At 59.4% G+C, this 25257-nt stretch carries 27 protein-coding genes and 1 pseudogene; 11 read left to right on the top strand and 17 right to left on the bottom strand.

The window, feature by feature from the left end; genetic code table 11:
* Together glmS and VJ651_RS00785 are read left to right on the top strand one after the other, a co-directional pair.
* Nucleotides 1-972: glutamine--fructose-6-phosphate transaminase (isomerizing) (gene glmS, locus VJ651_RS00780; protein WP_324105595.1), on the top strand; the 972-nt coding region annotated here is incomplete at its 5' end.
* Between the two features lie 316 nt (nucleotides 973-1288).
* Entirely contained in the window at nucleotides 1289-3193 is a 1905-nt protein-coding gene (locus VJ651_RS00785) for a potassium transporter Kup (protein ID WP_324105596.1), read from the top strand.
* A gap of 17 nt (nucleotides 3194-3210) precedes the next feature.
* Here VJ651_RS00785 and VJ651_RS00790 read toward each other — a convergent pair whose 3' ends face one another.
* Nucleotides 3211-3366 carry a hypothetical protein gene (locus VJ651_RS00790; RefSeq protein ID WP_324105597.1) on the bottom strand — a complete coding sequence of 52 codons (156 nt, stop codon included), beginning with the start codon at nucleotides 3364-3366 and terminating at the stop codon, nucleotides 3211-3213.
* 149 nt (nucleotides 3367-3515) lie between these two features.
* Nucleotides 3516-4286: a hypothetical protein gene (locus VJ651_RS00795; protein ID WP_324105598.1), complete on the bottom strand. Its 771-nt coding sequence runs from the start codon at nucleotides 4284-4286 to the stop codon at nucleotides 3516-3518.
* 492 nt (nucleotides 4287-4778) lie between these two features.
* Here VJ651_RS00795 and VJ651_RS00800 point away from each other — a divergent pair, with 492 nt between their 5' ends.
* From VJ651_RS00800 to VJ651_RS00835, 8 genes are all read left to right on the top strand, one after another.
* On the top strand, nucleotides 4779-4871 hold the full coding sequence (locus tag VJ651_RS00800; protein ID WP_324105599.1) for a potassium ABC transporter ATPase: 93 nt from the start codon (nucleotides 4779-4781) through the stop codon (nucleotides 4869-4871).
* On the top strand, nucleotides 4868-4957 hold the full coding sequence (gene kdpF, locus VJ651_RS00805) for a K(+)-transporting ATPase subunit F (RefSeq protein ID WP_324105600.1): 90 nt from the start codon (nucleotides 4868-4870) through the stop codon (nucleotides 4955-4957). Before VJ651_RS00800 ends, kdpF begins: the two co-directional genes overlap by 4 nt.
* On the top strand, nucleotides 4957-6765 hold the full coding sequence (gene kdpA, locus VJ651_RS00810) for a potassium-transporting ATPase subunit KdpA (RefSeq protein ID WP_324105601.1): 1809 nt from the start codon (nucleotides 4957-4959) through the stop codon (nucleotides 6763-6765). The genes kdpF and kdpA overlap by 1 nt, the downstream gene beginning before the upstream one ends.
* Before the next feature lie 24 nt (nucleotides 6766-6789).
* Nucleotides 6790-8979, top strand: coding sequence for a potassium-transporting ATPase subunit KdpB (gene kdpB, locus VJ651_RS00815; RefSeq protein WP_324105602.1), 2190 nt, complete (start codon nucleotides 6790-6792; stop codon nucleotides 8977-8979).
* Between the two features lie 8 nt (nucleotides 8980-8987).
* A complete protein-coding gene (gene kdpC, locus VJ651_RS00820; RefSeq protein WP_324105603.1) occupies nucleotides 8988-9560 on the top strand; it encodes a potassium-transporting ATPase subunit KdpC in 573 nt (190 codons plus the stop codon).
* Between the two features lie 239 nt (nucleotides 9561-9799).
* On the top strand, nucleotides 9800-12559 hold the full coding sequence (gene kdpD / locus VJ651_RS00825) for a two-component system sensor histidine kinase KdpD (RefSeq protein ID WP_324105604.1): 2760 nt from the start codon (nucleotides 9800-9802) through the stop codon (nucleotides 12557-12559).
* A complete protein-coding gene (kdpE, locus tag VJ651_RS00830) occupies nucleotides 12556-13281 on the top strand; it encodes a two-component system response regulator KdpE (protein ID WP_324105605.1) in 726 nt (241 codons plus the stop codon). The genes kdpD and kdpE overlap by 4 nt, the downstream gene beginning before the upstream one ends.
* Before the next feature lie 302 nt (nucleotides 13282-13583).
* On the top strand, nucleotides 13584-14165 hold the full coding sequence (locus tag VJ651_RS00835) for a hypothetical protein (protein WP_324105606.1): 582 nt from the start codon (nucleotides 13584-13586) through the stop codon (nucleotides 14163-14165).
* Nucleotides 14166-14474: 309 nt separating this feature from the next.
* On the opposite strand, the gene VJ651_RS00840 is transcribed toward VJ651_RS00835, so the two are convergent.
* The 9 genes from VJ651_RS00840 to VJ651_RS00880 all read right to left on the bottom strand — a co-directional run bounded on the left by VJ651_RS00840 (nucleotide 14475) and on the right by VJ651_RS00880 (nucleotide 20977).
* Complete coding sequence (locus VJ651_RS00840; RefSeq protein WP_324105607.1) at nucleotides 14475-14927, bottom strand: carboxymuconolactone decarboxylase family protein; 453 nt, start codon at nucleotides 14925-14927, stop codon at nucleotides 14475-14477.
* Nucleotides 14928-15316: 389 nt separating this feature from the next.
* Nucleotides 15317-16237 (bottom strand): ketopantoate reductase family protein, encoded by a 921-nt coding sequence (locus VJ651_RS00845; protein WP_324105608.1) that lies wholly within the window; start codon nucleotides 16235-16237, stop codon nucleotides 15317-15319.
* A gap of 115 nt (nucleotides 16238-16352) precedes the next feature.
* Nucleotides 16353-16889, bottom strand: coding sequence for a peroxiredoxin-like family protein (locus tag VJ651_RS00850; RefSeq protein WP_324105609.1), 537 nt, complete (start codon nucleotides 16887-16889; stop codon nucleotides 16353-16355).
* A 48-nt stretch (nucleotides 16890-16937) separates the two neighbouring features.
* Nucleotides 16938-17381, bottom strand: coding sequence for a GNAT family N-acetyltransferase (locus VJ651_RS00855; protein ID WP_324105610.1), 444 nt, complete (start codon nucleotides 17379-17381; stop codon nucleotides 16938-16940).
* A 51-nt stretch (nucleotides 17382-17432) separates the two neighbouring features.
* Nucleotides 17433-18128, bottom strand: coding sequence for a glutathione S-transferase N-terminal domain-containing protein (locus VJ651_RS00860; RefSeq protein ID WP_324105611.1), 696 nt, complete (start codon nucleotides 18126-18128; stop codon nucleotides 17433-17435).
* 142 nt (nucleotides 18129-18270) lie between these two features.
* Entirely contained in the window at nucleotides 18271-19188 is a 918-nt protein-coding gene (locus VJ651_RS00865; protein ID WP_324105612.1) for an NADP-dependent oxidoreductase, read from the bottom strand.
* Between the two features lie 66 nt (nucleotides 19189-19254).
* On the bottom strand, nucleotides 19255-19800 hold the full coding sequence (locus tag VJ651_RS00870; RefSeq protein WP_324105613.1) for a carboxymuconolactone decarboxylase family protein: 546 nt from the start codon (nucleotides 19798-19800) through the stop codon (nucleotides 19255-19257).
* A gap of 185 nt (nucleotides 19801-19985) precedes the next feature.
* Complete coding sequence (locus VJ651_RS00875) at nucleotides 19986-20621, bottom strand: nitroreductase family protein (RefSeq protein WP_324105614.1); 636 nt, start codon at nucleotides 20619-20621, stop codon at nucleotides 19986-19988.
* 125 nt (nucleotides 20622-20746) lie between these two features.
* Nucleotides 20747-20977: a hypothetical protein gene (locus tag VJ651_RS00880; RefSeq protein ID WP_324105615.1), complete on the bottom strand. Its 231-nt coding sequence runs from the start codon at nucleotides 20975-20977 to the stop codon at nucleotides 20747-20749.
* Between the two features lie 276 nt (nucleotides 20978-21253).
* Between VJ651_RS00880 and VJ651_RS00885 the strand changes: the two genes are divergently transcribed.
* Entirely contained in the window at nucleotides 21254-21487 is a 234-nt protein-coding gene (locus tag VJ651_RS00885) for a hypothetical protein (RefSeq protein ID WP_324105616.1), read from the top strand.
* 16 nt (nucleotides 21488-21503) lie between these two features.
* Here the strand turns inward: VJ651_RS00885 and VJ651_RS00890 are convergent, their stop codons facing one another.
* The 6 genes and pseudogenes from VJ651_RS00890 to VJ651_RS00915 all read right to left on the bottom strand — a co-directional run bounded on the left by VJ651_RS00890 (nucleotide 21504) and on the right by VJ651_RS00915 (nucleotide 25118).
* A complete protein-coding gene (locus tag VJ651_RS00890) occupies nucleotides 21504-21974 on the bottom strand; it encodes a pyridoxamine 5'-phosphate oxidase family protein (RefSeq protein WP_324105617.1) in 471 nt (156 codons plus the stop codon).
* Between the two features lie 28 nt (nucleotides 21975-22002).
* Nucleotides 22003-22548, bottom strand: a pseudogene (locus VJ651_RS00895) (SDR family oxidoreductase); the annotation flags it as partial.
* Nucleotides 22549-22615: 67 nt separating this feature from the next.
* The gene (locus VJ651_RS00900; protein ID WP_324105618.1) at nucleotides 22616-22822 is read right to left on the bottom strand and encodes a hypothetical protein; all 207 of its coding nucleotides are present in this window, start codon (nucleotides 22820-22822) and stop codon (nucleotides 22616-22618) included.
* A gap of 33 nt (nucleotides 22823-22855) precedes the next feature.
* A complete protein-coding gene (locus VJ651_RS00905) occupies nucleotides 22856-23626 on the bottom strand; it encodes an alpha/beta hydrolase (protein ID WP_324105619.1) in 771 nt (256 codons plus the stop codon).
* A gap of 97 nt (nucleotides 23627-23723) precedes the next feature.
* Nucleotides 23724-23885, bottom strand: coding sequence for a hypothetical protein (locus tag VJ651_RS00910; RefSeq protein ID WP_324105620.1), 162 nt, complete (start codon nucleotides 23883-23885; stop codon nucleotides 23724-23726).
* Between the two features lie 276 nt (nucleotides 23886-24161).
* Nucleotides 24162-25118: an AraC family transcriptional regulator gene (locus VJ651_RS00915; RefSeq protein ID WP_324105621.1), complete on the bottom strand. Its 957-nt coding sequence runs from the start codon at nucleotides 25116-25118 to the stop codon at nucleotides 24162-24164.
* Between the last annotated feature and the right edge of the window lie 139 nt (nucleotides 25119-25257).

Genomic DNA, 25257 nt, shown 5'->3' on the forward strand with positions numbered 1-25257 from the left:
CAGATGCTCGCCCAAGTCAACGCGGTGACGTTCCTGGCCTGCGGCACCAGCTATCACGCGGCGAAAGTGGCCACTTACTGGCTGGAAGAGATTGCCGGCCTGCCCGCGGTGGCGGAAATTGCCAGCGAGTACCGCTATCGCACCTCCGTGCCCAACCCCAATGCGCTGATCGTGACCATCTCCCAGTCAGGCGAGACCGCCGACACCCTGGCCGCCCTGCATCATGCCCAGGAGCTAGGCCAGGCCCTGACGCTGTCGATTTGCAACGTCGCGGAATCCGCTCTGGTGCGCCAATCCAAATTGCGCTTCCTCACCCGGGCCGGCCCTGAAATCGGCGTGGCCTCGACCAAGGCCTTCACCACCCAATTGGCCGCGCTCTGCCTGTTAACCCTGGTGCTGGCCAAGCTGCGCGGCAGGCTCAGTGCCGAGGCAGAAGCCGGCTACCTCGCCGAGCTGCGCAGCCTGCCGGACAAGGCCTTGCAAGTTCTCGCCCTGGAGCCCCAGATCGAGGCCTGGGCGCAGCGCTTTGCCAACAAGCATCATGCTTTGTTCCTCGGCCGCGGCGTGCACTATCCCATCGCCCTGGAGGGCGCGCTCAAGCTCAAAGAGATTTCCTACATCCACGCCGAAGCCTATCCGGCCGGCGAATTGAAGCACGGCCCGCTGGCACTGGTAACGCAAGAAATGCCGGTGGTGACGGTCGCGCCGAACGACACCCTGCTCGAAAAGCTGAAGTCGAACATGCAGGAAGTGCGCGCGCGTGGCGGCCAGTTGTATGTGTTTGCCGATGCCGATTCACGCATTGCGCCGAGCGAGGGCGTGCATGTGATCCGCCTGCCCGAGCACTACGGCTTGCTGTCACCGATCCTGCACGTGGTACCGCTGCAGTTGCTTGCCTATCACACCGCCTTGGCACGCGGCACGGATGTCGACAAGCCGCGCAATCTGGCGAAGTCGGTGACGGTGGAGTAGAGGGAGAGGGAGAAGAGCACGTATGTGAAAAGTTTAAATTAAGTGTGTCAATTTTAAATTTGGTTTGTCAATTTTCCCCGCGTACAAATTGTGACAAGGCACCAGTCAAACGGCATCTGGTGCATGCACCTTAATTTTTTACAAATTTTTTATTTCAAAGACGCTATGCTAGGCGTCTCTCTTGCGATCAGAAGACCGCTTCGAACTTCGCAGGCCATTCTTTCTTTTCTTCCATGACGCCCGAAAGGCCAAGGCCGGTTCGAACTGCCGCAATAGTTTGAAGGTCTATCTCGTCTTATTTGCCGAAGCAACATCCATGCAGACAGAGTCGCCCGTATCGACACGCCAACCGCATGCCAGCCCAAACCGCGTAGTCGCCTTGACACTTGCCGCGATCGGCATCGTGTATGGGGATATCGGCACAAGCCCGCTCTACACATTGAAAACGGTATTTGCAGAAGAGCATGGACTGGCGCTCAATCCGGGGCACCTTTTGGGGATTGTCTCCCTGATTTTCTGGGGACTCGTGATCGTCGTCTCATTCAAGTATGTGACGCTCATTCTTCGCGCAGACAACCACGGCGAAGGCGGCATCATGGCGCTGATGGCATTGGCGCTGTCATCCGTGACTGAGAAGTCGCGCTGGTACCGGCCCCTGCTTTTGATGGGCCTCTTCGGAGCTGCGTTGTTCTACGGCGATGGCGTCATCACACCGGCCATTTCTGTGCTGTCTGCCATCGAAGGCCTGGAGGTGGCAACACCGGCCTTGAAACCTTATGTCGTGCCACTCACCGTTGCCATCTTGATCGGCCTGTACATGATGCAACATCATGGAACGGGAGGTATCGGAAGATGGTTCGGCCCGATCATGCTTGTGTGGTTCGCATGCTTGGCGGCAATGGGAGTGATGAACATACTGCACACGCCAGAAATCCTGCAAGCGCTGAATCCCCTGCATGCCGTGCGCTTTCTCCTGGAGAACGGCTGGCTCGCCTTCATTGCGCTCGGCTCGGTTGTCCTCGCCTTGACCGGCGCTGAAGCTCTGTATGCCGACATGGGACATTTCGGCCGCCGGCCGATCCGCATCGCATGGTTCTCCATCGTCTTTCCCTCGCTCGCCCTCAATTACCTTGGGCAAGGAGCGCTCCTGCTTGCCAGCCCGGCGGCGATTTCCAACCCGTTCTTCCAGCAGCTCGGTGCATGGAGCGTCTACCCGCTGGTTGTGCTCTCGACGGTCGCCACGGTAATCGCCTCACAGGCCACGATTTCGGGCACCTTCTCCATTACGCATCAAGCCATCTCGCTCGGTGTGTTGCCGCGCATGCGTGTCCTGCATACGTCGGAACATGAAATCGGCCAGATCTACGTCCCGTTGATCAACTGGATCCAGCTTGCCGCCGTGCTATTGGCCGTGCTGAGTTTCGGATCTTCCGATCGCCTGGGCGCCGCATACGGCATCGCGGTGACTGCCACGATGCTCACGACAACGTTGCTGACCTTCTTCGTTCTACGGTATGGATGGCGATACAACCTGCTCTTGTGCTGGCTCGCCACCGGGTTTTTCCTGGTGATCGATGTCGGCCTGTTTTCGGCCAACACGCTCAAATTCTTCCAGGGCGGCTGGTTCCCGTTGTTGCTTGGCGCAGTCATCCTCACCATCATGTTGACATGGGAAGAGGGACGACAAATGGTGTTCGCCAGCATTCGTGGCCATGCCATACCGATACAGGACTTCCTGCGATCTCTTTTCATCAGTCCGCCGCCGCGCGTGCAAGGGACCGCGGTTTACTTCCGCCCGCCCGGAGAAGGCGTCCCGCACGTCATGCTTCACAATCTTTCTCACAACAAAATTCTGCATGAACGCGTGGTGTTCCTGACGGTCCATCACGTCGACATTCCACATATCCCGGATGAGAAAAGGGTGGTGGTTGAGCCCCTCGACAATGCGTGTTATCAGGTTAGCGTTTCGTACGGCTTCAAGGATGAGCGCGACATCCCGCTGGCACTCCAGTCATGCAAGGCTCAGGGACTGGAGTTCAATCCGATGGAAACATCGTTCTTCATCTCCCGGCAAACGGTTGTGCCGAGGCCTGGCGAAGGCATGGCGCTTTGGCGGGAAAACCTTTTTGCGATGATGTATCGTAACGCGCGGGATGCAGCCGACTACTATCACATGCCTGCCAACCGTGTCATCGAACTCGGCACGCAGGTCGAAATCTGATAGGACGTGATCCGCCCTCACTTCATCAAGATAAACAGGGCATGAGCACGATAGATGACCTTCTCCGCGAATAGAGTACCGGCCAGGATTCCGAATACTGGCGCACCATCCGCGCCCGTGACGATCTGGTCGCATTTCCACGCATCGACATAATCGGTGATGCCTTGAGCCACATGGTTGGCACGCCACTGCGCTGGATACGGAACGCCCAAGCTGACAAAAGGTCGCGTACCGGCTTGAACACTCCGTAACTTCGAACGCCTTGAGGTCTGCCTAACTCTCAGTCTGCATGCTGTTGACGCTTGCCATGTACGCCCGGCATCTACTGCTGCCAAGCCCGCAGCCGCACCATCGCCGCCCGCAAGTTCGGCCCCGCGACGGATATCGTGCCAGGTTCGCCAAAAACTTCGATGCCGAGCACCTCCAGTTCTGCGAAAGCGTCCGGGCACTCGTTCTCGACCTCGACAATCATTTGCCCTTTCCGAAATGCGCCCCTGATTGCTGCCGAGTCGTGGAGCACGGTCTGGGTAACCGATGCGGAACGAAGCCGGCGCGCCATCGCATGCGCGCTGGCGAAGGCGCCGACCGTATCCGCGTCCTGGCCTTCGATGACGGCCAAGACCACGCGCAACAGTGGATTGAACAACTGTGCCCGCTCCAGGAATGCCGTTGCGCAGGCCTCGACCTGCTTGTCGGGGGCCTGGGCGCACAGAGGCACGACGACCATTTGGGCAGCCACCAGCGCCGTCCGTGTATCCGCATCGTCGAGCCCGTCGACGTCAATCACAAGGTCCTGGCAGGAAGTATTCAACTTTTCCAGCTCTGCGTACAGGCTTCGGTCCAGAACCGGCGCCACGGCCAGATGCTGTAGCATCTGCCGGCCGCCGCGCCGCACGTTCCACAGAAAGGCATGCCTTTGTACTTCGGCATCCAGCACCAACACGCTATGTCCTTGCCGAACGCGCCATGCGGCCAGATTTACAGCCAGGATGGATTTTTCAATGCGGCTGTTGCCGCTGAAAATGGTCGTAATCATATGTCCCTCAGGCGTTAACCATCCCGGCACGACATGCCAAGTGCAGGTGCGTCTCAAGGATAGGCATCTCCACATAAAAATTCTGCAAAGAAGAGCCCGATCCGTATAAACGGAAGATAAATTTTTGACCGAACGTCAAGGCAAGAACGCCTGATTCCCTCACAGCACCGTGGTGGCGAATCGGCGGGTAAAAGAACTTGGCAATTCCTCTTTATAGAGCGGCACGACTTGATCAGATGACGTTGCCTGAAAGATTGGTGAGTCACTGCGCATATGTCGCCATGGTCTGTGCACTTTCTCCGGCATGTCGAGCATCCCGAAACAAGTTGAACCAAGTCATATATGCGTCGGCGAATGCAATTTAGGTTGAGACGCAAGCTGTTCATCAATCATTGCGAACGCCCCATTCGCTCGCTTGGCGTGTGCTGCCGCGATATTTTTATGATGCGTTTACATGCAATGCCCAAGTTTTTGCAAATTTTTTATGTTCTTTTTCCTATCCTGAGCGACATGGGATAACCCATCGCACGTGCAGACAAAGGAGAAATCATGGACATCGTTTTCATTGGCGGCATCATCGGCTTTCTCGCTTTGACCTGGGGCTTGGCTGGCGCCTGCGAACAGCTGGAGACACGGCAATGAACGTTTTTTATCTACTTGGCGCATTGATCGCCGCCGGGCTGCTGGTCTACCTGGTCGTGGCGCTATGGAATGCGGAGGATCTGTGATGACTACCGAGTCCATTGCATTGCTCATCGTCTTTCTCGTCACCCTGCTGCTGCTTGCTTACCCGCTCGGTCGTCATCTTGCCAGCGTCGCTTCTACCGGTCCGGTTCCAGGCTTCGGATGGCTCGCGTGGATCGAGCGCGGTCTCTATCGGCTGGCGGGCGTAGATGCCAACGCGGGGATGGGCTGGAAAAGGTACGCGATCGGATTGCTGCTGTTCAATACCATCGGCGCCCTGTTTGTCTACGGAGTGCAACGCATGCAGGCATGGCTACCCCTGAATCCGCAATCTTTTCCAAACGTCAGCCCCGACTCCGCGTTCAACACTGCCGTCAGCTTCGTCAGTAATACCAATTGGCAGGGTTATTCGGGTGAGTCGACAATGAGTTACCTGACGCAGATGGTGGCGCTCACCGGGCAAAACTTTTTCTCGGCCGCGACAGGAATTGCGGTCGCCTATGCGCTAATCCGCGGCTTCACGGCGCGCTCGGCACAATCGATCGGCAATGTCTGGACGGATCTCACCCGATCAACACTTTATGTCCTCCTGCCGATTGCTACCCTGGTTGCCGTTTTCCTGACGAGCCAAGGCGTGATCCAGAATTTTTCTGCCTACAAGGAAGTGCCCTTGCTCGATCCGGTGACCTACCCAGCGCCAAAGAACGGACCGAACGGCCAGCCGCTCAAGGATGAGAAGGGCAATCCGGTAACGGAGACGGTCGTCGCCAAAACGCAAACGATCGCGATGGGTCCAGTCGCATCGCAGGAGGCGATCAAGATGCTTGGCACGAACGGCGGCGGCTTCTTCAATGCCAACTCCGCACATCCATACGAGAACCCGGGACCGCTGTCGAATTTCATGCAGATGCTGTCAATCTTCCTCATCCCGGCAGGGCTTTGTCTGGCCTTCGGCCGCATGGTCGGCGACCAGCGTCAAGGCTGGGCGGTGCTTGGCGCGATGACCGCCATGTTCGTCGTCATGAGCGTCCTTGTGATGCTCGCCGAGCAACAAGGTCATCCCGGCCTGCAGGCGCTTGGCGTCGACCAAACGCACAGCGCACTTCAGCCTGGCGGAAACATGGAGGGCAAGGAAGCGCGCTTCGGCATCAGTGCATCGACGCTGTTCGCCGCAATCACGACTGCCGCCTCCTGTGGCGCGGTCAACGCGATGCACGACTCCTTCCTGCCGCTGGGTGGCATGGTGCCGCTGGCGCTGATCCAATTCGGCGAGGTGATCTTTGGTGGCGTAGGGTCTGGCCTGTACGGCGTGCTGCTTTTCGCCGTCCTGGCCGTGTTTATCGCGGGCCTGATGATCGGTCGCACACCGGAATATCTCGGCAAGAAGATCCAGTCCTTCGACATGAAGATGGTGTCGATCGCCATTCTCGTGACCCCACTTCTCGTGCTTGCCGGCACGACAATCGCCGTCCTCGCCGATCCGGGCAAGGCCGGCATCGCGAACCCGGGCGCGCATGGTTTCTCTGAAATTCTCTATGCATTCAGCTCGGCGGCGAACAATAACGGCAGCGCCTTCGCCGGTCTGTCGGCGAATACGCCGTTCTACAACACGATCCTTGCCGTCGTCATGTGGTTCGGCCGCTTCGCGATGATCGTTCCCGTGCTCGCAGTGGCCGGCTCGCTCGCGGCGAAGAAGCGGCATGAGGTCACTGCCGGCACCATGCCGACACATGGACTGCTGTTCGTTACGCTGCTGATCGGTACGGTGGTGCTGGTAGGCGTCCTTAACTATGTGCCGGCCCTTGCGCTCGGACCGATGGTTGAGCACCTGCAACTGGTCAGTGCTCATTAAAACTCATTCAGGAGGAATGCCGCCATGTCCAATCCGAATCTAGATCTGTTCCACGGGCTTGCCCGGCCCGCTGCCGACCAGACAGCGGACGAAACAGCAGCTCAGCCGCAAGAAGCGCAAGCGGCACAGCACGGCAAGCCAGGCCGGCATTATCGCAAGCGCTTCACCTTGTTCGATCGCTCGCTAGTGTGGCCGGCGCTGGTCGATTCGTTCAAGAAGCTCGCCCCGCGCGCGCAGTGGCGCAACCCGGTGATGTTCGTAGTGTATGTGGGCAGCATTCTCACCACGTTGCTGTTCATCCAGTCCATCATCGGCCAGGGCGAGGCCAACCCGGGTTTTATTCTCGCGACGGCGGTCTGGCTGTGGTTCACGGTGCTGTTCGCCAATTTTGCGGAGGCCATCGCGGAGGGTCGCGGCAAAGCGCAGGCCGCCTCGTTGCGCACCCTAAAGAAGACTGTGTCGGCCAAGAAGCTGCGCAGCGCCCAGCGCTCCGCCGGCTGGCAGGCCACGTCCGCAACGGCGCTGAAGAAGGGTGACATCATGCTCGTAGAAGCGGGCGACGTCATTCCGGCCGATGGCGAAGTCATCGACGGCGTAGCCTCGGTCGATGAGAGTGCAATCACCGGGGAGTCGGCGCCGGTAATCCGGGAATCGGGTGGCGACTTCAGCTCCGTCACCGGCGGCACGCGCGTACTGTCGGACTGGCTGGTGGTGCGGGTATCGGTCAACCCGGGCGAGGCCTTCATCGACCGCATGATCGCGATGGTGGAAAGCGCCAGGCGCCAGAAGACGCCGAACGAGATCGCGCTGACCATCCTGCTGGTCGCACTGACGATCGTCTTCCTGGTGGTGACGGTCACGCTGCTGCCGTTCTCTCTGTTCGCGGTGGAGATAGCCAAGGCCGGTGCGCCGGTGACCATCACGGTGCTGGTGGCCCTGCTGGTGTGCCTGATTCCGACCACCATCGGCGGCCTGCTGTCGGCGATTGGCGTGGCGGGCATGAGCCGGATGATGCAGGCCAATGTGATCGCCACCTCCGGGCGTGCGGTGGAGGCGGCAGGAGACGTCGATGTGCTGCTGCTCGACAAGACGGGGACGATCACGCTGGGAAACCGTCAAGCTGCTGCTTTCCTGCCGGCTCAGGGCGTGACCGAGCAGGAACTTGCATCAAGCGCACAGCTGGCATCGCTGGCCGACGAGACGCCGGAAGGCCGCAGCATCGTGGTGCTTGCCAAGCAGCGCTTCAATCTACGCGAACATGACATGGAGGCTATGCACCCGGTACTGGTACCGTTTTCCGCACAGTCGCGTATGAGCGGCATTGACTGCGGCAATCGTGCCATCCGCAAGGGGGCTGCCGACACCATTCGCGCCTATACCACGTCGCTGGAGCGGCCGTTCCCCGAACAGGTAACGCGCACCGTTGAGGACGTATCCCGGCGCGGCAGCACACCGCTGGTGGTGGTCGACGAGGGCCGGGTGATGGGTGTGATCGAGCTGAAGGATATCATCAAGGGCGGCATCAAGGAACGCTTTGCGCAGTTGCGCGCCATGGGCATCCGCACGGTGATGATCACCGGTGACAACCGCCTGACAGCCGCCGCGATCGCTGCCGAAGCGGGTGTCGACGACTTCCTGGCGGAAGCGACTCCGGAGGACAAGCTCAGGCTGATCCGCGACAGTCAGGCCCAAGGGCGGCTGGTCGCCATGACCGGGGACGGCACCAACGATGCGCCGGCCCTGGCGCAGGCAGACGTGGCCGTCGCCATGAATTCCGGCACCCAGGCGGCGAAAGAGGCTGGCAACATGGTCGACCTCGATTCCAATCCGACCAAGCTGCTCGAGATTGTGGAGATTGGCAAGCAGATGCTGATGACCCGCGGATCGCTGACAACATTCTCGATCGCCAACGACATCGCCAAGTACTTCGCCATCGTGCCGGCCGCCTTTGTCTCGACCTATCCCCAGCTGCAGGCGCTGAACGTGATGCATCTGTCCAGCCCGGCGTCGGCCATCATGTCCGCCGTCATCTTCAACGCGCTCATTATCGTCGTGTTGATCCCGCTGGCGCTCAAAGGCGTCACGTACCGTCCGCTTGGCGCGGCCGTGCTGTTGCGGCGCAACCTGCTGATCTATGGACTGGGCGGCGTCATTGCGCCGTTCATCGGCATCAAGCTGATCGACATGCTGCTCTCGTCACTAGGCCTGATCTAGGAAAAATCATGAATTCGAATATTCGCCCGGCACTGGTTCTGTTCGCGTCATTGACCGTCATGTGCGGCATCCTGTATCCGCTTGCCATCACTGGCATCGGCAAGCTCGCCTTCCCCTATCAGGCGGCGGGCAGCCTGGTTGAGCGTAACGGCCAGGTGGTCGGTTCCACGCTGATCGGACAGGCATTTTCCTCACCCAAGTATTTCTGGGGCCGCCCTTCGGCGACATCGCCCATGCCCAACAATGCCGCATCGTCCGGCGGCTCCAATCTGGGCCCGACCAACCCGGCGCAGATCGACGCGATTAAAGGGCGGATCAACGCATTGAAGGCGGTCGATCCGGGCAACAAGGCGCCCATTCCCGTCGACCTTGTCACGGCCTCGGCCAGTGGCCTGGATCCTGACATCAGCATTGCCGCAGCCTACTATCAGGTCGGCCGGATTGCTCGTGTGCGCAACATGTCGGAGGAGCGGGTGCGAGCGTTGATCGATGAGAGCAGCAAGAAGCGCATGCTGGGTGTGTTCGGAGAGCCGTCGGTAAACGTGCTCAAACTGAATCTCGCGCTCGACCAGCAAAAGTGAAGTGCTTCGCCGAAATGGTGCAAAACGTCGTTGCTGTCCGTGCCGGTGCAGCCAGCATTGCACCGACACGGACAGCACACTGCTGACTGCTAGAATGATTAAATGGTGGCCTACGGCTCGATGCGTCCGCTTCGGCAATGAATGTGCTGCGGAATCTCACACTGCTCGCGAGAAATGCCGCAATCCGGCTGAACGCATACCAAGGCGCATAATAGAAACTTGTACTCCATCTTCCTGACGTGGACCCGACCGAATTCCAGCGCCCGAATCCCGATACCCTGCTCGCTCGTGTGCAGGAGCAGGAGCGGCGTGCCGCGCGCGGCAAGTTGCGGATTTACTTCGGGGCCTCGGCCGGCGTTGGCAAGACGTACGCGATGCTGCTCGGAGCACGAGACATCAAGGAAAGCGGAAAGGATGTCGTGGTTGGCATCGTGGAAACCCATGGACGCAGTGAGACGAACGCGCTGCTGGATGGCCTGGAAGTCCTGCCCCGTAAGACCATCGATTATCGCGGCAGGACACTTACCGAATTCGACATCGACGCCGCCCTGGCTCGACGTCCGGCACTGATCCTGGTCGACGAACTGGCCCATAGCAATGCACCCGGTTCGCGGCATCCGAAACGGTGGCAGGATATCGAGGAACTGCTCAGTGCCGGCATGGATGTGTTCACAACAGTCAATGTCCAGCACCTTGAAAGCCTGAACGATGCCGTGGGCGGCATTACGGGTGTTCGGGTCGCCGAAACCGTTCCCGATACGGTGTTCAACCAAGCGGATGAAGTCGTCCTGGTCGATATCCCGGCCGAGGAACTGCTGCTGCGTTTGAAGGCGGGAAAAGTTTATCAGGAGGCACAGGCCGAGCGTGCGTCGCAGAACTTCTTCCGCAAGGGGAATCTGATCGCCTTGCGCGAGTTGGCATTGCGCCGCACGGCAGAGCGGATCGAAACCGACGTCTTGGCCTATCGGGTCGAGAAGGCAATCGGCGCGATTTGGAAAACCGACGCTGATCTCCTCGTCTGCGTCGGCTCCAATGCAAATGCAGAACAGGTCATCCGCAGCGGCGCTCGCCTGGCAAGCCAATTATCCGGCCGTTGGCACGCGGTCTACGTGGAAACGCCACAGTTGCAGCGTCTGCCATCGGCGCAGCGCGAGCGGATTCTCAATGCGCTCAAACTGGCTCAGGAACTCGGGGCGAATACCGCGGTGCTGGCCAGCGGTGACGTCGCGCTTGAGATCGCCAGATACGCGCGTAGCCACAATTTCTCTCGGGTCGTACTTGGCCGTAGCAGGGCAGGATGGCCGTGGAAGCCGACGTTAGGAGCACGCCTGGCGCGGTATGCACCGGAGTTGGATCTGGTCGAGACGAGCCGGGTTGCGCAGCTGGAGCGCGCAGCTTCGCCTGCAACGAACCCAATGGAGCCGGAAGAAGAGAATGTCTGGCCGGGCTATGCCCGGGCACACCCTTACCTATGGACGGTGGGAGCCAGTATTTTCACGACCCTGGTCGCCACCCCGATGGCGGGCTACTTCGAGCTGGCCAACATCGTCATGCTGTACCTGCTCAACGTGGTGCTGGTCGGCGTTCGCCTAGGGCGCCGGCCCGCAGTGCTTTCCGCGTTCTTGTGCGTTGCGCTGTTTGATTTCTTCTTCGTGCCGCCGCGCTTCACGTTCGCAATTAGCGATTTCCAGTATCTGGTCGTGTTCGCGGTCATGCTAGCGGTAGGACTCATCGCCGGCCAGATCACCGCCGGCCTGCAATTCCAGAGCCGGATAGCGTCACATCGGGAAGAGAGGGCACGCGCTCTGTATGAATTCGCACGTGACTTGTCGGGCGCCTTGCAGGCCGAACAGATATTCGGCATCACGCAATTGTTCATCCAGCAAACCTTCCGCACGCGCGCAGTGCTGCTGCTGCCGGATGCGGATGGGCGACTGCGGCCCCCCTCCAGCGTCCCGCATGAGCGACAGCAGCCGGCGCCGTTCGGTGTCCTCGACCTCGGCATCGCGCAGTGGGCATTCGATCATGGAACGGCTGCAGGCATTGGCACGGACACCTTGCCGGGCAGTCGATTCTTCTACTTACCACTTGTCGCCCCGATGCGCACGCGCGGGGTGCTGGTAATCGAGCCAGAAAACCGGCGCTGGCTACTGATTCCCGAACAGAGACGGCATCTGGACACGTTCGCGACGCTCGCTGCCATCGCACTTGAACGGGTCCACTATATCGAGGTGGCACAGGATGTGCTGCTGCGCATGGAGTCAGAACGCCTGCGCAATTCGCTGCTATCGGCACTCTCGCACGACTTGCGTACCCCATTAACTTCGTTGGTCGGGTTTTCCGAAACGCTCGCCACCGCCAACCCGTCGTTACCGAAACCTTATCAGGAGTTGGCTTCGGCCCTACATGACGAAGCCGTGAGGATGAGCAAGCTCGTGACCAACTTGCTTGACATGGCGCGGCTACAAAGCGGCGAAATCCGACTGAATCGCCAGTGGCAGCCGTTCGAAGAGGTGGTCGGCAGCGCACTGCGCGCCAGCCGGGCTGCCTTGGCGGCACATACTGTCGAAGTCCGCCTGGCTCCCGGCCTTCCGCTCGTTCACATCGACGCCGTACTGATCGAGCGAGTCCTGTGTAACCTGATAGAAAATGCAGCAAAATACACGCCGGCCCAGTGCAGGATTGCTCTCACTGCCGCCACCCAAGGCAATGTTCTGCGTGTGTCGATAATCGACAACGGTCCAGGCATTCCTGTTGGACGGGAGGAAGCGATCTTCGAAAAGTTCACCCGTGGAGAGCACGAATCGGCCAAGTCGGGCGTCGGACTCGGTCTCGCGATCTGCCGTGCAATTGTCGAGGCGCATGACGGGGAAATTCATGCCGAACGACCGACGGAAGGAGGAGCAGCGTTCATTTTCACGCTGCCTCTCGGTACGCCGCCTGCCATGCCGGATGTCGAACCGGTTCCCATCGAACATGAAGTGCCGCGTGACTCATGAATGAACACCCGCCAGTCGCCCTGTTAATCGAAGACGAACCGCAGATCCGGCGTTTCGTTCGCACAGCACTCGAGCCGGAAGGATGGCGGGTGTTCGAGGCGGACACGATGAAGCGCGGCCTGGTGGAGGCAGGAACGAGAAAGCCGGATCTCATCATTCTGGACCTCGGTCTGCCTGATGGCGATGGCGTCGAGTTCATCGCGCAGATCAGAACCTGGTCGGCGGTGCCGATCATCATCCTCTCGGCTCGCGTAAACGAAACGGACAAGATCCAGGGCCTGGACGCGGGTGCGGATGACTATTTGACCAAACCCTTCGGCTTGGGCGAGCTTCTCGCTCGTGTCCGTGCCGCGCTGCGCCGACGGCGACAGTCGGGCGCTGGGGCGGCCGAACGGATCCGGTTCGGAGACGTGGAAATCGATTTACGCGCACGTCTGGTCAGTAAGGCGGGACATGCGGTGCGTTTGACGCCCACTGAGTATCGACTGTTATCCGTGCTTATTGCGAACAGCGGCGGGGTCGTAACCAACATGCAGCTTCTGCGCGAGGTGTGGGGGCCATCCCACGCAGAAAGCAGCCACTATGTTCGGATCTACATGGGGCACCTGCGCCAAAAGCTGGAAGACGATCCCGCACAGCCACGTTTCTTGCTCACCGAGCCAGCTGTCGGTTATCGTCTCTTGCTGGCCGATCATAGCGATGCCCGGGGTAATCAGGGCTAACGGCTGCTTACGGAGTGGTAGTTACTCCCGAGGCTGAAAGGTCTACGCAACATTTTCAACTGCTAGCATTGTGGACGGCTTCGACGGAGAGACGCAGGACCGGCGAGGCGGGCAATCAACGAATAGTGTATGGCCGTCGCTCGCGCATCGACACCTACATCCCGACCTGCGAGGTAATGCAGACGGCGTTCCTAGCGATAAAGAAAGCCCGCGAACACGAAGTAAGGGAACTCCTGACCATCCATGACAGGGATAGCGGTCGGACCGGCACACCGTTAAGCACTCACCTAGACCTCCCGTTGATGGCACGTTTTCCGGAACTGGTCATGCGAGAGGCTAGTTCCGCCCAAGAACCGCTTCTGGAAACATGGTTACAAGGCGTGCGCTTCGACGGCCGCGAAATCAAGGGTGATGAGGTGGCGATTCGCCGCAATGGAAACCTTATCGTCGATCTTGTGTTTGCAGAACCCTCGTCGCTCCGAGTTCGTTCTGGATTTGAACAGTTGCCGATGACTATCGTACTACGCGAATTTAGCGCGGCATCCTTGGTGCACGAAATTATGAATGCGCTAATAAAGCGCAGCGACCGCCCGGTTGATGAGCAATTCCGCTATCGCGGTTTTGCTCGGTTTAGCCAGAACGTTGATCCGGCACGCTTGACGCAACTGCCCGTCGTCACGCGCACGAAAGGTCTGCCGAACGCGCAATTTGAGCTTATCCGCACTGCACTGGACTACGACACAGACACGCGGAGAGTGCCATCGCTGAGCACCGGCATGCTGGCGCACAGGAATCGTCACGCACTCCGCCAGGAAGGCGAGGTCGGCGCTCATATGCCGGTCGAGCTCATGGCGGAACTGGACGCAGCCGAAGCAAGCGGCTAATTACGAAACGGGCTCGCATGTGCGACTTGTGGAATATCGTGGCAAGGGCTTTATTTCGGGGGCTGGGATGTCGGCCAAGATTCCGGTCAGCCACGGGCCGGAGGTGGTGATCCATCCTTAGCGTTGGTCGATGCAATCGGGAGCAATTCATGCAGGATCGAGGCTCGTTGAGCGAGCGTAAAAAGGTAGGCAGGTTGCTGCACCTCCCTGTTGCCGGTTACGACTGTTCTTTGTGGCATGGTATGTCACACCGTTCTCCACCGTCAACGGAGGCCGGCGTGACAATCGTATTTTCCTGTCAGGGCAGCTTCACGGCCCGACGGGATAGCGGCTGGAAATGGCAATTCGATTCCAGGCATTGATCACCACGGCAAGCCACTCGACGGCGGCGATTTCCTCTTTCGAAAGCCTGGCTGACGCACGTTCGTAGACTGCGTCCGGGACCTGCCCATCGGAAATGAACGTGACGGCTTCCATCAGCTCCAGCGACGCCCGCTCCTTGTCGCTGAAATATTCCGTCTCTCGCCAGGCAGGCAAAACGCTGACGCGGTCAATCGATTCGCCGCTCGCCAACGCGTCGCTGGTATGCAGCTTCACACAAAACGCGCACTGGTTGAGTTGCGATGCACGAAGGCGCAACAGGTGCGTGAAACCTTCCGCCAATCCGGCCGCCGCGGCCGCTTCGGTAGACATCTTATCGAGGCCCGCAATCGCCTTGTATAGCTCCGGCAGGGCTTTCCCGATATTTATTCTTTCTGACATGACGATTCCTCTTTGTCGTTGATGAATGGATTGAAGCTATGACACTTCAGCTCGCGTAGTTGCCGTTGCGTGGTTCCGATATGCTTGCGCTCGCGGCACAGATACACTGCCTCCGCGATGGCCAGGGCAATCGCAATCGGCTCGACCGCAAAGGCCCCAAGTCGAGGAGCCCGCCGTAGGTCACCTTATGGTTCAGGGCGAGCACCAGGGGTGCCTTCTTCCTTTCCCCGTTTATCGGCCTGCCGAAATAGGCAGTTAAGGCTTCCCACATGGCCCCGTTCGACCATGGTCAGCGGTGTCTGAATCGCCACGTCGATTCAAACTGCAGAGACTTCCACTTGAGCTGGCTGGCATTCCGTTTGTTGGCAGGTTACAAATCCATCTTCGCTTCACCTGTTCCCGCTTGCTTGTAGGGCGAGAATATCGTAGATGGCGCGGTTAACCGGCGTGGGTATCTGCATTGCCCTGCCGCGTTCCGCCACGTCTCCGCTTAACCATTGCACCTCCAGGCGGTTGCCGCGTTCCAGGTCATGGTGCATCGACGATGTCATCTCGGCCGGGAGGCTGTCACAGAAGGCGAGCCGGTTGTCAGCGAAATCTTCTGCCAACGCGACGCCTTGTGCGCGACCGACGGCAACCACCTCGCGCATCGCGTCGAGCAGCAGGGCCCGAGTCTGTGGGTGTGAGCGGATCGGGCCGATCGATTTGCGGATTGTGGTGGTCGTACCGGATAGCCCGACCAAAAACACGAATTTCTCCCAGATGGCGCGGCGAATATCGGCGTTGAGCTCGGCCTCAATGCCAGAGCTCAGGCAGGCGTCAAGAAAAGCTTTTGCGCGTGAAGAATGTTGGCCGTCGTATTCGCCGAATACCAGCTTCTGCAGCTTGCCTGCATGGCGAATCAGGCCGGGTTCGCCGATGGTCGCCGCAATGTAGCTGACACCGCCCATCACTGCCCGTTCACCCAACACACGGCGCAGCACCTCGTCTTTATGCACACCGTTTTGGAAGGAAATTACGCCGGTGTCCGGACCGATCAGCGGCGCGACGGCGCGCGCGGCGACTTCCGTGTCCCAAAGCTTTACGCTGAACAGTACCAGGTCGACCGGCCCTATCGTGGCCGGGGCGTCAGTTACCTGCGGATTGGCTACATGAAGGTCACCGAGTGGACTTTCGACGCGCAAGCCGTTTTGGCGCATTGCGGCAAGATGCGCGCCGCGCGCAATAAACGTTACGTCCGCTCCGCCGAGCGCCAACCGCGCCCCGAAGTAACCGCCAACCCCGCCGCTTCCCATGATTGCGATACGCATTGATTCACCTCACTTGTTTACGAATTTATTTCTCTTGATTTACGACGTGCACTTGCTGCCTGCCGTATCGATGGCTTTCTGCGACGCAACAGAGCGTCGCCAAGTCAATGGATGTTCAGAGTGGGCCGTCATACTCACCACGCGCAGGGTAGTTTTTGGTGATGGCGAAGTCAATCGCCTGGAGCAATTCCGAGAACAGCGGGCGAGCGAATGGCATTGTTTGAACCGCGCTGTAATACAAGGTACCGTCCGGCCGTACAAGAAACACTCCTGGCTCCGAAAAAAGCGACGGCTCCTCGATGTTAATCGATGTTTTTCCACGCGACGACGAAATATAGAGCCCCCATTGGCGAGCCATCGCGAGTGGTAGAGAATGCCCGAATCGCAGGTTTTCGGTACCGACCTTGCGCGCCATTTCCTGGGCTCGCTCAGGAATGTCGGAACTGATGGCAATGACTTTCGTGCCACGACGCTCATACTCCGGAAGCAAGGTACCAAGTTCGCGCAGATACTTCAAACAAACTGGGCAATGAAGGCCGCGGTAAAAGACTATCAATGTGAAGTGCTCCGGCGCATCGCTTGCAAGATTAAACTCGCCATGAGCAAGCGTCGGAACGCGAAGTTCCGGAACTAACTGCCGAGGTAGTAACATTTTTTCTCCTTAGAAGCTTATATTTCAATTGTCCTGAGTGGCGATACCTCATCGCTTACGATATTGGATGAAACCCGAACGATCAGCGATGCGGTCGTAAAGCTGCCTGGCGTTATGGTTGGATTCATGCGTCAGCCAGTGCACGCGGAGTGCCCCGCGGCGCTCTGCATCCGCGTAGACGTGCTCGATCAGCGCGCGGCCAATGCCGCCACCACGTGCATTGTCAGAAACGAAGAGGTCCTGGAGATAGCAGTGGTCGCCCGTCGTCCAGGAGGATCGGTGGTAGACCGTGTGCACCAGCCCCAATGCTTGATCGCTCACGATCGCAATCGCTGCATACATCGGCTCGACCGGATCCAGGAAGCGAGCCCAGGTCTTGAGCGTCACGGATTCGGGAATATCGACCTCGTAAAATCGCTGATAGCCTTTCCATAGCGGAAGCCAAATTTCAAAATCGTTGTTATCAATGGTTTTGATCTCGACGGATTGCACAAAATGCTCCTGAAATAAAGGATGCCAAGGCCCTTCTCGCTCGTGCTTCTGCTAGGTCTCCGTCACTTTCAGCCCGCGCTGCACCGCCGGACGCGCGAGGCCCCGATTGAGCCACGTCTGCACGTGAAGAAAGCGGTCGAAGCCGACGAGCTCGCGCGCTTCGTAAAAGCCGATCAAGTTACGGACCCAGCCAAGCAGCGAAATATCGGCGATGGTGTAGTCGTCGCCCATCATCCAGGCGCGGCCCGCGAGCCGTTCGTTGAGCACACCGAGCAGCCGTGCTGACTCGGTTGCGTAGCGGTCGCGCGGGCGCTTGTCCTCATAGGCCTTGCCGGCAAATTTGTTGAAGAAGCCGACCTGTCCGAACATCGGCCCGACACCGCCCATTTGCCACATCAGCCACTGGATCGTTTCATAGCGGGTGTTGGGATCGGTGGAGAGGAACTGTCCCGTCTTGTCAGCAAGATAGGTCAGGATCGCTCCCGATTCGAACAAGGCCAGCGGCCGGCCGCTCGGCCCGTCGGGATCGTAGATCGCCGGAATCTTGCCATTAGGGTTGAGGGCGAGGAAGGCCGGATCGTGGCTCTCGTTCGCCATTAGGTCGATGCGGTGCGGCTCATAGGCGAGTCCTGTTTCCTCCAGCATGATGCCGACCTTTACCCCATTGGGCGTCGGGAGAGAAAAGAGTTGCAGCTGATCGGGATACTGAGCCGGCCAGCGCGTGAAAATCGGATGATGAAGTGTCATTTTTTTCCTAAATGAGTGGGCCGAGCTGCGCCGGGGCATGGTCCGAATCTTGCGGCCAGATGCGTGCCGAGACGATTACCACGACCCAGCAGGGCAACGATGATCAACTGGGAGGGCAGAACGGTTCGCCCCCCGCGAGTGCTCACGGGCGAATGCAGATAACCGTCTTCCCGTTGCTCCGCTTGGTTGGATTGAAGGCGGCGACGGCATCGTCAAGGGTCGAGACATTGCCGATGTTCATACGCAGCCGTCCGTCACGTACACGCCGGACGATCTCATTTAGTTGGGCGCGATCGGACTCGACGACAAAGTCGACCGCGCGGCCGTTGGCGGGTCGCGCCCCGGCCGGCCCGACGACGGACACAAGTGTTCCTCCGGCTCGAATCAGGCCGGCGGACCGCTTCTGGATGTCGCCGCCGATGACATCGAAAACCAGATCGACTCCGCCGACGTCTTCGAGGGCGTCGTTGTCGAGGTCGACGAACTCCTGCGCACCGAAGTCGAGCGCCTTCTGACGGTCGGCAGCACGTCCGGTGCCGATGACGTAAGCGCCGGCCTCACGTGCGAGTTGCGTAACCATCGACCCGACTGCGCCGGCCGCGCCGTGCGCGAGGACACTCTGCCCCGCCTGCAGACGGCCGTGCTGGAACAGTCCTTGCCATGCGGTCAGTCCCGAGATCGGCAGGCTCGCGCCCACCGCGAAGTCGACATCCCCCGGCAGCGGCGCGAGGTTGCGTGCCTCGATCGCCACATACTCGGCCAAGGTGCCGTCGCGATACCAGTCCGCGAGACCGAACACCCGCTGTCCCACCGACAGCCCCGTCGTGCCATAGCCGAGGGCGGTGACCACTCCAGCCAGCTCGTGCCCGGGGATCGACGGTGTTCGGTCCCGACCGTGGCGGTCGGCCCAGGTCGAGGGCCACGCCAGCTCAGTCGGGACGTATCCCGACGCATGAACCTGAACGATGACATCGTTTATCGCCGCTTGCGGGTCGGGTCGCTCCGTCAGCTTCATCCCGGCCGTTCCTGCGGCTTGGTTCGTCACAATGATCGCCTTCATCTTCCATCTCCTTGGGTGTGGTAGATCGCCATCTTCCGCATTCGTTTGCAGACGAGCGAATAAAGTTCAGATTTCGCCCGCCGGCGTAACGGCGGGGAAGTCCTTCTCGGGATCAAACATGTTATTGAAAAAATTCGTCAGGGAGTACGTGGCCACCAGCGCGACGATCTCCGTGACGTTCGCATCCGTGTAGCCGGCATCGCGGACGGCTTTCAGATCGGCATCAGTGACGTTGCCGCGAGTCTCGATGACTTTGCGCGCAAACCAGACGGCGGCGTCGCGCTTCGGGTCGCTGGCATGCCCCTTCCGAGCGAGAATGATTTCATCGGCAGGCAGCTTGGCCATATGCTGAGCTGTAAAGCTGTGAACCGTCAGGCAATAGTTGCATCCATTTACTTCGGAGACAGCGAGGCCGATGCTGTCACGCGTCTTCACGTCGAGCGCCTTGCTCAATGAGCCGAGCAAGGTGGCCCATGCGTTGAACGCGATCGGGCTCTGCGCGAACATCGCCATCATATTAGGGGTGAACCCGATGTTCTTGGTGAACGCATCGAGGGTCGGTTTCGATTCGGCCGGCACCTGTTCCGGCTTTAGAGCTGCAGTTCTTGCCATCATAATCTCCGTAAGTTACTGGTTTCACTAACCGGGGAAAGTCCTGCGGAACGATCCCTCGGCTTACTTCATGCTCGAGTTTTGGGCCGAAGCTGGCCAGGCCTTCAAGCGGAACGCATCTTTGACTTGCCTCTCATTTGAAGACCGTTTAGTCGTGCAGCGCGATCGCTGCCTTGGCGATGCACCTACACCAAATCCAACACGTCGACCACCGGTCGGCGCGGCTTTTGCGCCCAGTTTCCCGGACGCTCCACCCCTACAGACAACAGCATGACCGGTACTTCGTCCTCGGTCAGTCCGAACTCGCGGTGCACCGCTTCGGCATCGAAACCGATCATCGGCGTCGAACCCAGGCCCAGCGAGCGGGCTGCATAGATCATCGCTGCAGCGCCGAAGGTGGCGGTGCGTACTGCCTCGTCGCGCCGGCGCTGCGGGTACTCCATGTACAGGTCGCGTGCGGGGATTTCCCATTCCGGCACCATCATTGCCGGCATGACGCCAGCTTCCACCAAGGGCGCCAGGCGTTCCGGAATTACGCTGGAATCAGCCAACTGGCCGCAGACGATGAACGTAACGGCTGCATCGGTGATTGCGGGCTGGTTCCACGCGATCGGACTCAGCCGAGCCTTGGCTTCAGGCGTGCGTACGGCGATGAAGCGCCAGTTCTGCATGTGGAAGGATGTCGGCGCGCTGGTGCCGATTCGCACCAGCTCACGAATTTGGTCGTCGCTCAACGTGGCGGCAGGGTCGTAGTACTTGGCGGCGCTGCGGCTCAAGATACATTCGATAACGGCATTGGTATTGGGGATTCCGTTGGTCATGGTTATTCCTGTAGGTGACGGGATAGGTTGAGGTACACGCGTGCTTTCGCGCTACACAGAGCTGTTGTCATTCAAGGTTCTGAAACCGGAAACCGGCTTGCCCACGTCGACTTCATCTCGGCGCGTCAGCAAGTGGCCGGCGTCGTGCAGCGAATCGAAGCTCTCGATGTGGCCCAGGCTGCCGAGGCCGACGCGCCTGCAGCGTTGAGCAGCGCAGCCAAAGAGGCCGAGGCGATTCCGCCCAACGCAGCGAGCGTCTTCGCGACACGGCGATCGGCAATCTTCTTGGCTTGCACGTAGATATCAGCGGCGGTGCCGGTGCCGGGCTCGACGGCGCAGCTAGAGATACGACTCATGGTGCGACACTTTCATCAGGAGGTTAGGAGCCTCCACTTTAGGCTTACCCGATACTGATTTCGAGACTGCATTGGCTCAATAAACTGCCCAAAAGGATCAAAACACCGACACGATCCATTTCCTAAACTGCGGCAAGGGACGGCGCAAGTCGCTGCGTCGAGATCGAGATTCAGGTGCTTGCGGGGATAGACAGCGGACCTCCAACTGGCCAGTGATGTTGATCATTTGCAGGAGATGGCTCAGCCAGTCGACTTGGGACACAGGACTTCGGGAACTTGAAGCGTTCAAGCATCATATTGCGGTTGCGCCTGGTTGTATCAGGCATGGCCCCAGTGCGTGAGCTGATCGCACACGTCGCGCAAGCTGGTCCGGGCACTGGTCGGCAAGAGTTTTTTCGCGTGCGCGGCGCCATCAAAGGAGTTGTGCGCTGGTCGGGCCGCTCGAAGGCAACCATCTATCGCCACCTTGCCTGGATCGCAGAGGACAGCGATGCGCCAAACGAGACCTGAGAACGCGGACCCGCACCTATGTCCCGATGAGTTTCACCCCGTATTTTTGATAGTAGGTGCTCCTGATTTCGTCCTGACTTCGAGGAGGGTGGGCAAAGACGTGGGCTGGAGACAGTAGCGGGGTGATCGAAGTGGTTTCGATCTTGACGACGTGGTCAACGGGATACTCCGGGCCATTCGTCGCGCGAACCCAGTTGGCGATCACCATAGACTCGTCATCGTCTGGCGCCAGTATTAACGCACGCCCCTTGAATCGATAACCGCGCCTCTGGAAGACGTCGACTACGTTAATTTCGACGGCGGGATTGCGCTTCAAATTGAGTATCGTCCGGGGCGATGCGATATCGGCGAAATAGAGAGCACCGCTCATGACAGACAAAGACGCCTTCGGCGAAAGATTGGGCGTTCCGTCCTCGTTGACTGTCGCGACGAACGACAGTATCGCCTGCTTGATGATCGCCTCAATGTCGGCAGTGATTTCAATCATAGACATTCTCGATTCGTTATCATGGGAATACGATGCTGTTTCGCGGACTAGCGAGGGCCACTTCAGCGACGATGGCAGCGACGTCGTCAGCCGCGATAGGCTGAAGCAGGGCCGGCGCAAGCCTGACGGTGCTTCCATCCGTACTCGCATCGGCGATACTCCCGAGGAATTCCAGGAACTGGGTCGAGCGGATGATCGTGTACGGGATACCAGAAGCCTCAATCAGTTTCTCTTGTGCGACTTTGGCGCGGTAATACTCTTGACCAGGTACTCGGTCGGCCCCGACGATGGACAGCATGACATGGTGCCGAATGCCGGCTGCCGCCTCTGCCGCGAGAAGGTTCTTCCCGGAGGTCTCGAAGAATTCCAATGCCGCCTTGCGCTCAAATGATGGTGGATTGGAGAGGTCGATTACTACCTGCGCGCCGGCCATGGCTTCGTTGAGTCCTTCACCGGTAATGGTGTTGACACCACGTTTGGGCGACGCCGCGACGACCTCGTGGCCGCCCTGGCGCAGAAGGGCAACCGTCTTCGAGCCGGTCAGGCCAGTGCCGCCGATCACGACTATCTTCATTGTTTAATCTCCTTCGTTGGCCGAACACTAATCGTCGTTTCATATCGCCGGCATGCGGCAACACCCATCATTCGATCGAGCATGGAATCTCTCCCACGGCCGTCAGGTCGATCGCAGCGAGTGCTTTCTCCCTCGCTAATGTGGCCTGGTCCGAGTCGAGAAACGCGGTGGCCTGCACGGGGACGAATTGCAAGGTTTTCAGCCCGATGCTGCCCAGCACCACCGACAGATAAGGCGCGGATTCCTGCGGGTGCTGGGATAGATTGAGGTACACGAGTACTTGCGCTCCATGCAGCGCTGCTGTGATTCAAGGTTCTGAAACCAGATACCGACTAATCCAAGTCGATATCATTGCAGCGGCATAGTCGGCATCGGCGCGACGCGTCAGCAAGTGGTCGGCGTTGTCGAGAGAAATGAAGCTCTTGGGGTGCTTCGCAACTGTAAAAATGCGCGCGGCATTCTCGATGCCCACCGTCGCATCCAGCGGCGAATGCAAGACCAACAATGGAATTCGCAACTGGGCGATCCGCGACGCCAGGTCGTGACGCGCCAGATCCTGGATAAAACTCTTGCGCACCACGAACGGCCTGCCGGCCAGCGATACCTCTGCTTGCCCCTGCGTCTCAATGGCTTGAAGGCTTTGCGGGTCAAACTGATGCAGAACATGACTGATATCAAAGGGGGCACCCAGCGTGGCCACGGCACGAATGCCCGGCATCTCGCCTGCCGCCATCAAGACTGCCGCGCCCCCCAGGCTATGACCGACAAGAATGGATGGGGACTTGCCGTCTCTTGTCATCGCGTTGCCGGCCGCGACCAGATCTTCCACGTCCGCAGCGAAAGTCGCGTCGGCAAAACTTCCGCCACTATTGCCCAGTCCGGCAAAATCGAAGCGCAACACCCCAATGCCACGAGCGGCTAAGGCGCGTGCCAAGCGAGTGGAAGCCAGGCTGTCCTTACCGCACGTAAAGCAGTGGGCGAGTATGGCCCAACCCTGCGGCTGCCCGGCCGGCAGCTCCAATCTGCCGACAAGCCGGTAGCCACGCGGACCGTCAAATTCAAAGGTTTGTGCTGTCATAAGTCGAATCAATCTCTCTGGTGTTGGCGCGCATCACCGTTATGAGCTGCCGGGCGAAACTTGGGTGTGTGATGCCATGCTCTTCCGACAAGACGGCTTACTCGACGAGTGGAAAGTCGACGTCGGTATCGTTGATATGGTTGAAGGTATTGGTGAACGTGTTCGGGACACGGCCACCGGCAATCTCCCTGACCTGTGCATAGATATCAGCGGTGGCACCGATGGCGGACTCGATGGCGGGAATGGCGATACGACTCATGGTGCAGCTCTTTCATCAGGGTAGGAGCCTCCACTTTAGGCCTACCTGATACCGATTTCGAGACTGCATTGGCTCAATAAAATGCCAAAAAGGATCAACACCGCGAGCAAATTCATCCCCTAACGCGGCACGGCGCCAGTTGCCTCGTCGGTATCGCGATTCCGGTGCTAGCAGGTATAGACGAGCGCGTCGTGGGGCGTTCGCGCGAAGCAGTTGCCGCCCAGCACCGGCGCGCCTAGCAGCCTCATCCAGGCTGCACACTGAGAGTGAAGCGCATTACTGGCTTTCGCGCGCCGAGCGGCGCCATTGCCCCGGTGTCATTCCCATCTTGTCGGTGAACACACGCCTGAAGGCCGCGACGGATTGATATCCGACCAACTCGGCCACGGCCTCGGTGGTCATCGCCGGCTTCTTCAGCTCGTTGGCGGCCAGGCTCATCCGGATATCGGTCAGCAGTTCGAGGGCCGAGCGTCCCAGCTTGTCCTGAAAGTGCCGCATGAAGGTGGCGCGTGACATGCTGCACAAGTCGGCCAGATCAGGCAGGGTCCAGGGGCGCGCCGGATCGGCGAACATGGCTGAAATGGCCGGGGCCAGTCGTGGATGGCCGGTAAGCGCCAACAAGCCTGCCGGGGGCTGCTCGGATTCGCTCGCCGCGCGCAGTGCCAGTGTGAACAGCGCCGAGGTAAGCGCGTTGAGGATGGCGTATCCGCCCAGCCTGTCACCGGCGGACTCCGTACGCATCAGCCCCACAAGGCTGGCCAGGTGGTTCGAAGCAGACCCGATGCCCTCTTCACCATGGCCGTCACTGGCGCGTACCACGAGGTTCGTGGGCAGATAGCCACGAATCAGCCGGTCATAGGGCGGCCCGATGAAAAATCGCCCGCACAACATGTCCAGACGCTCGCCCTGGCCATCATTCTCGCGGACCATCCATCCTGCAGAACTTTGGCGACTGTAGGTATGACTCGGCGTACGTCCGCTGCCGTCGTGCAGAACATGTGCCGACCCGTGAGGCAACAGCACGATATCTCCGCCCACCAGCTCCCTGGCCGTCTTCAACTCCGGATCCTCGATAATGGCCCGGCCATTGAGGACGACGTGGTAAGGAATCTCGTGCGCCGCGGACTGGGGCCAGGCCACACGCCATGGTGCGCCGTAGGCGCAGCGGACCTCCAGCTGGCCAGTGATGTTGATCATTTGCAGGAGATGGCTCAGCCAGTCGATTTGGGACATAGTATTCTGGGAATCGAAACGCTCAAGCGCCGTATTGCGATTGCACACTGGTTGTATGAAGCATGGCCCTGGTGGGTGAGTTGATCGTACATGTAGCGCACAAGCTGCACGTGGTCAGTTTTCATTTTGCACTATCGAT

Source organism: Noviherbaspirillum sp., assembly GCF_035254865.1.
Classification (GTDB): Bacteria; Pseudomonadota; Gammaproteobacteria; order Burkholderiales; family Burkholderiaceae_D; genus Noviherbaspirillum.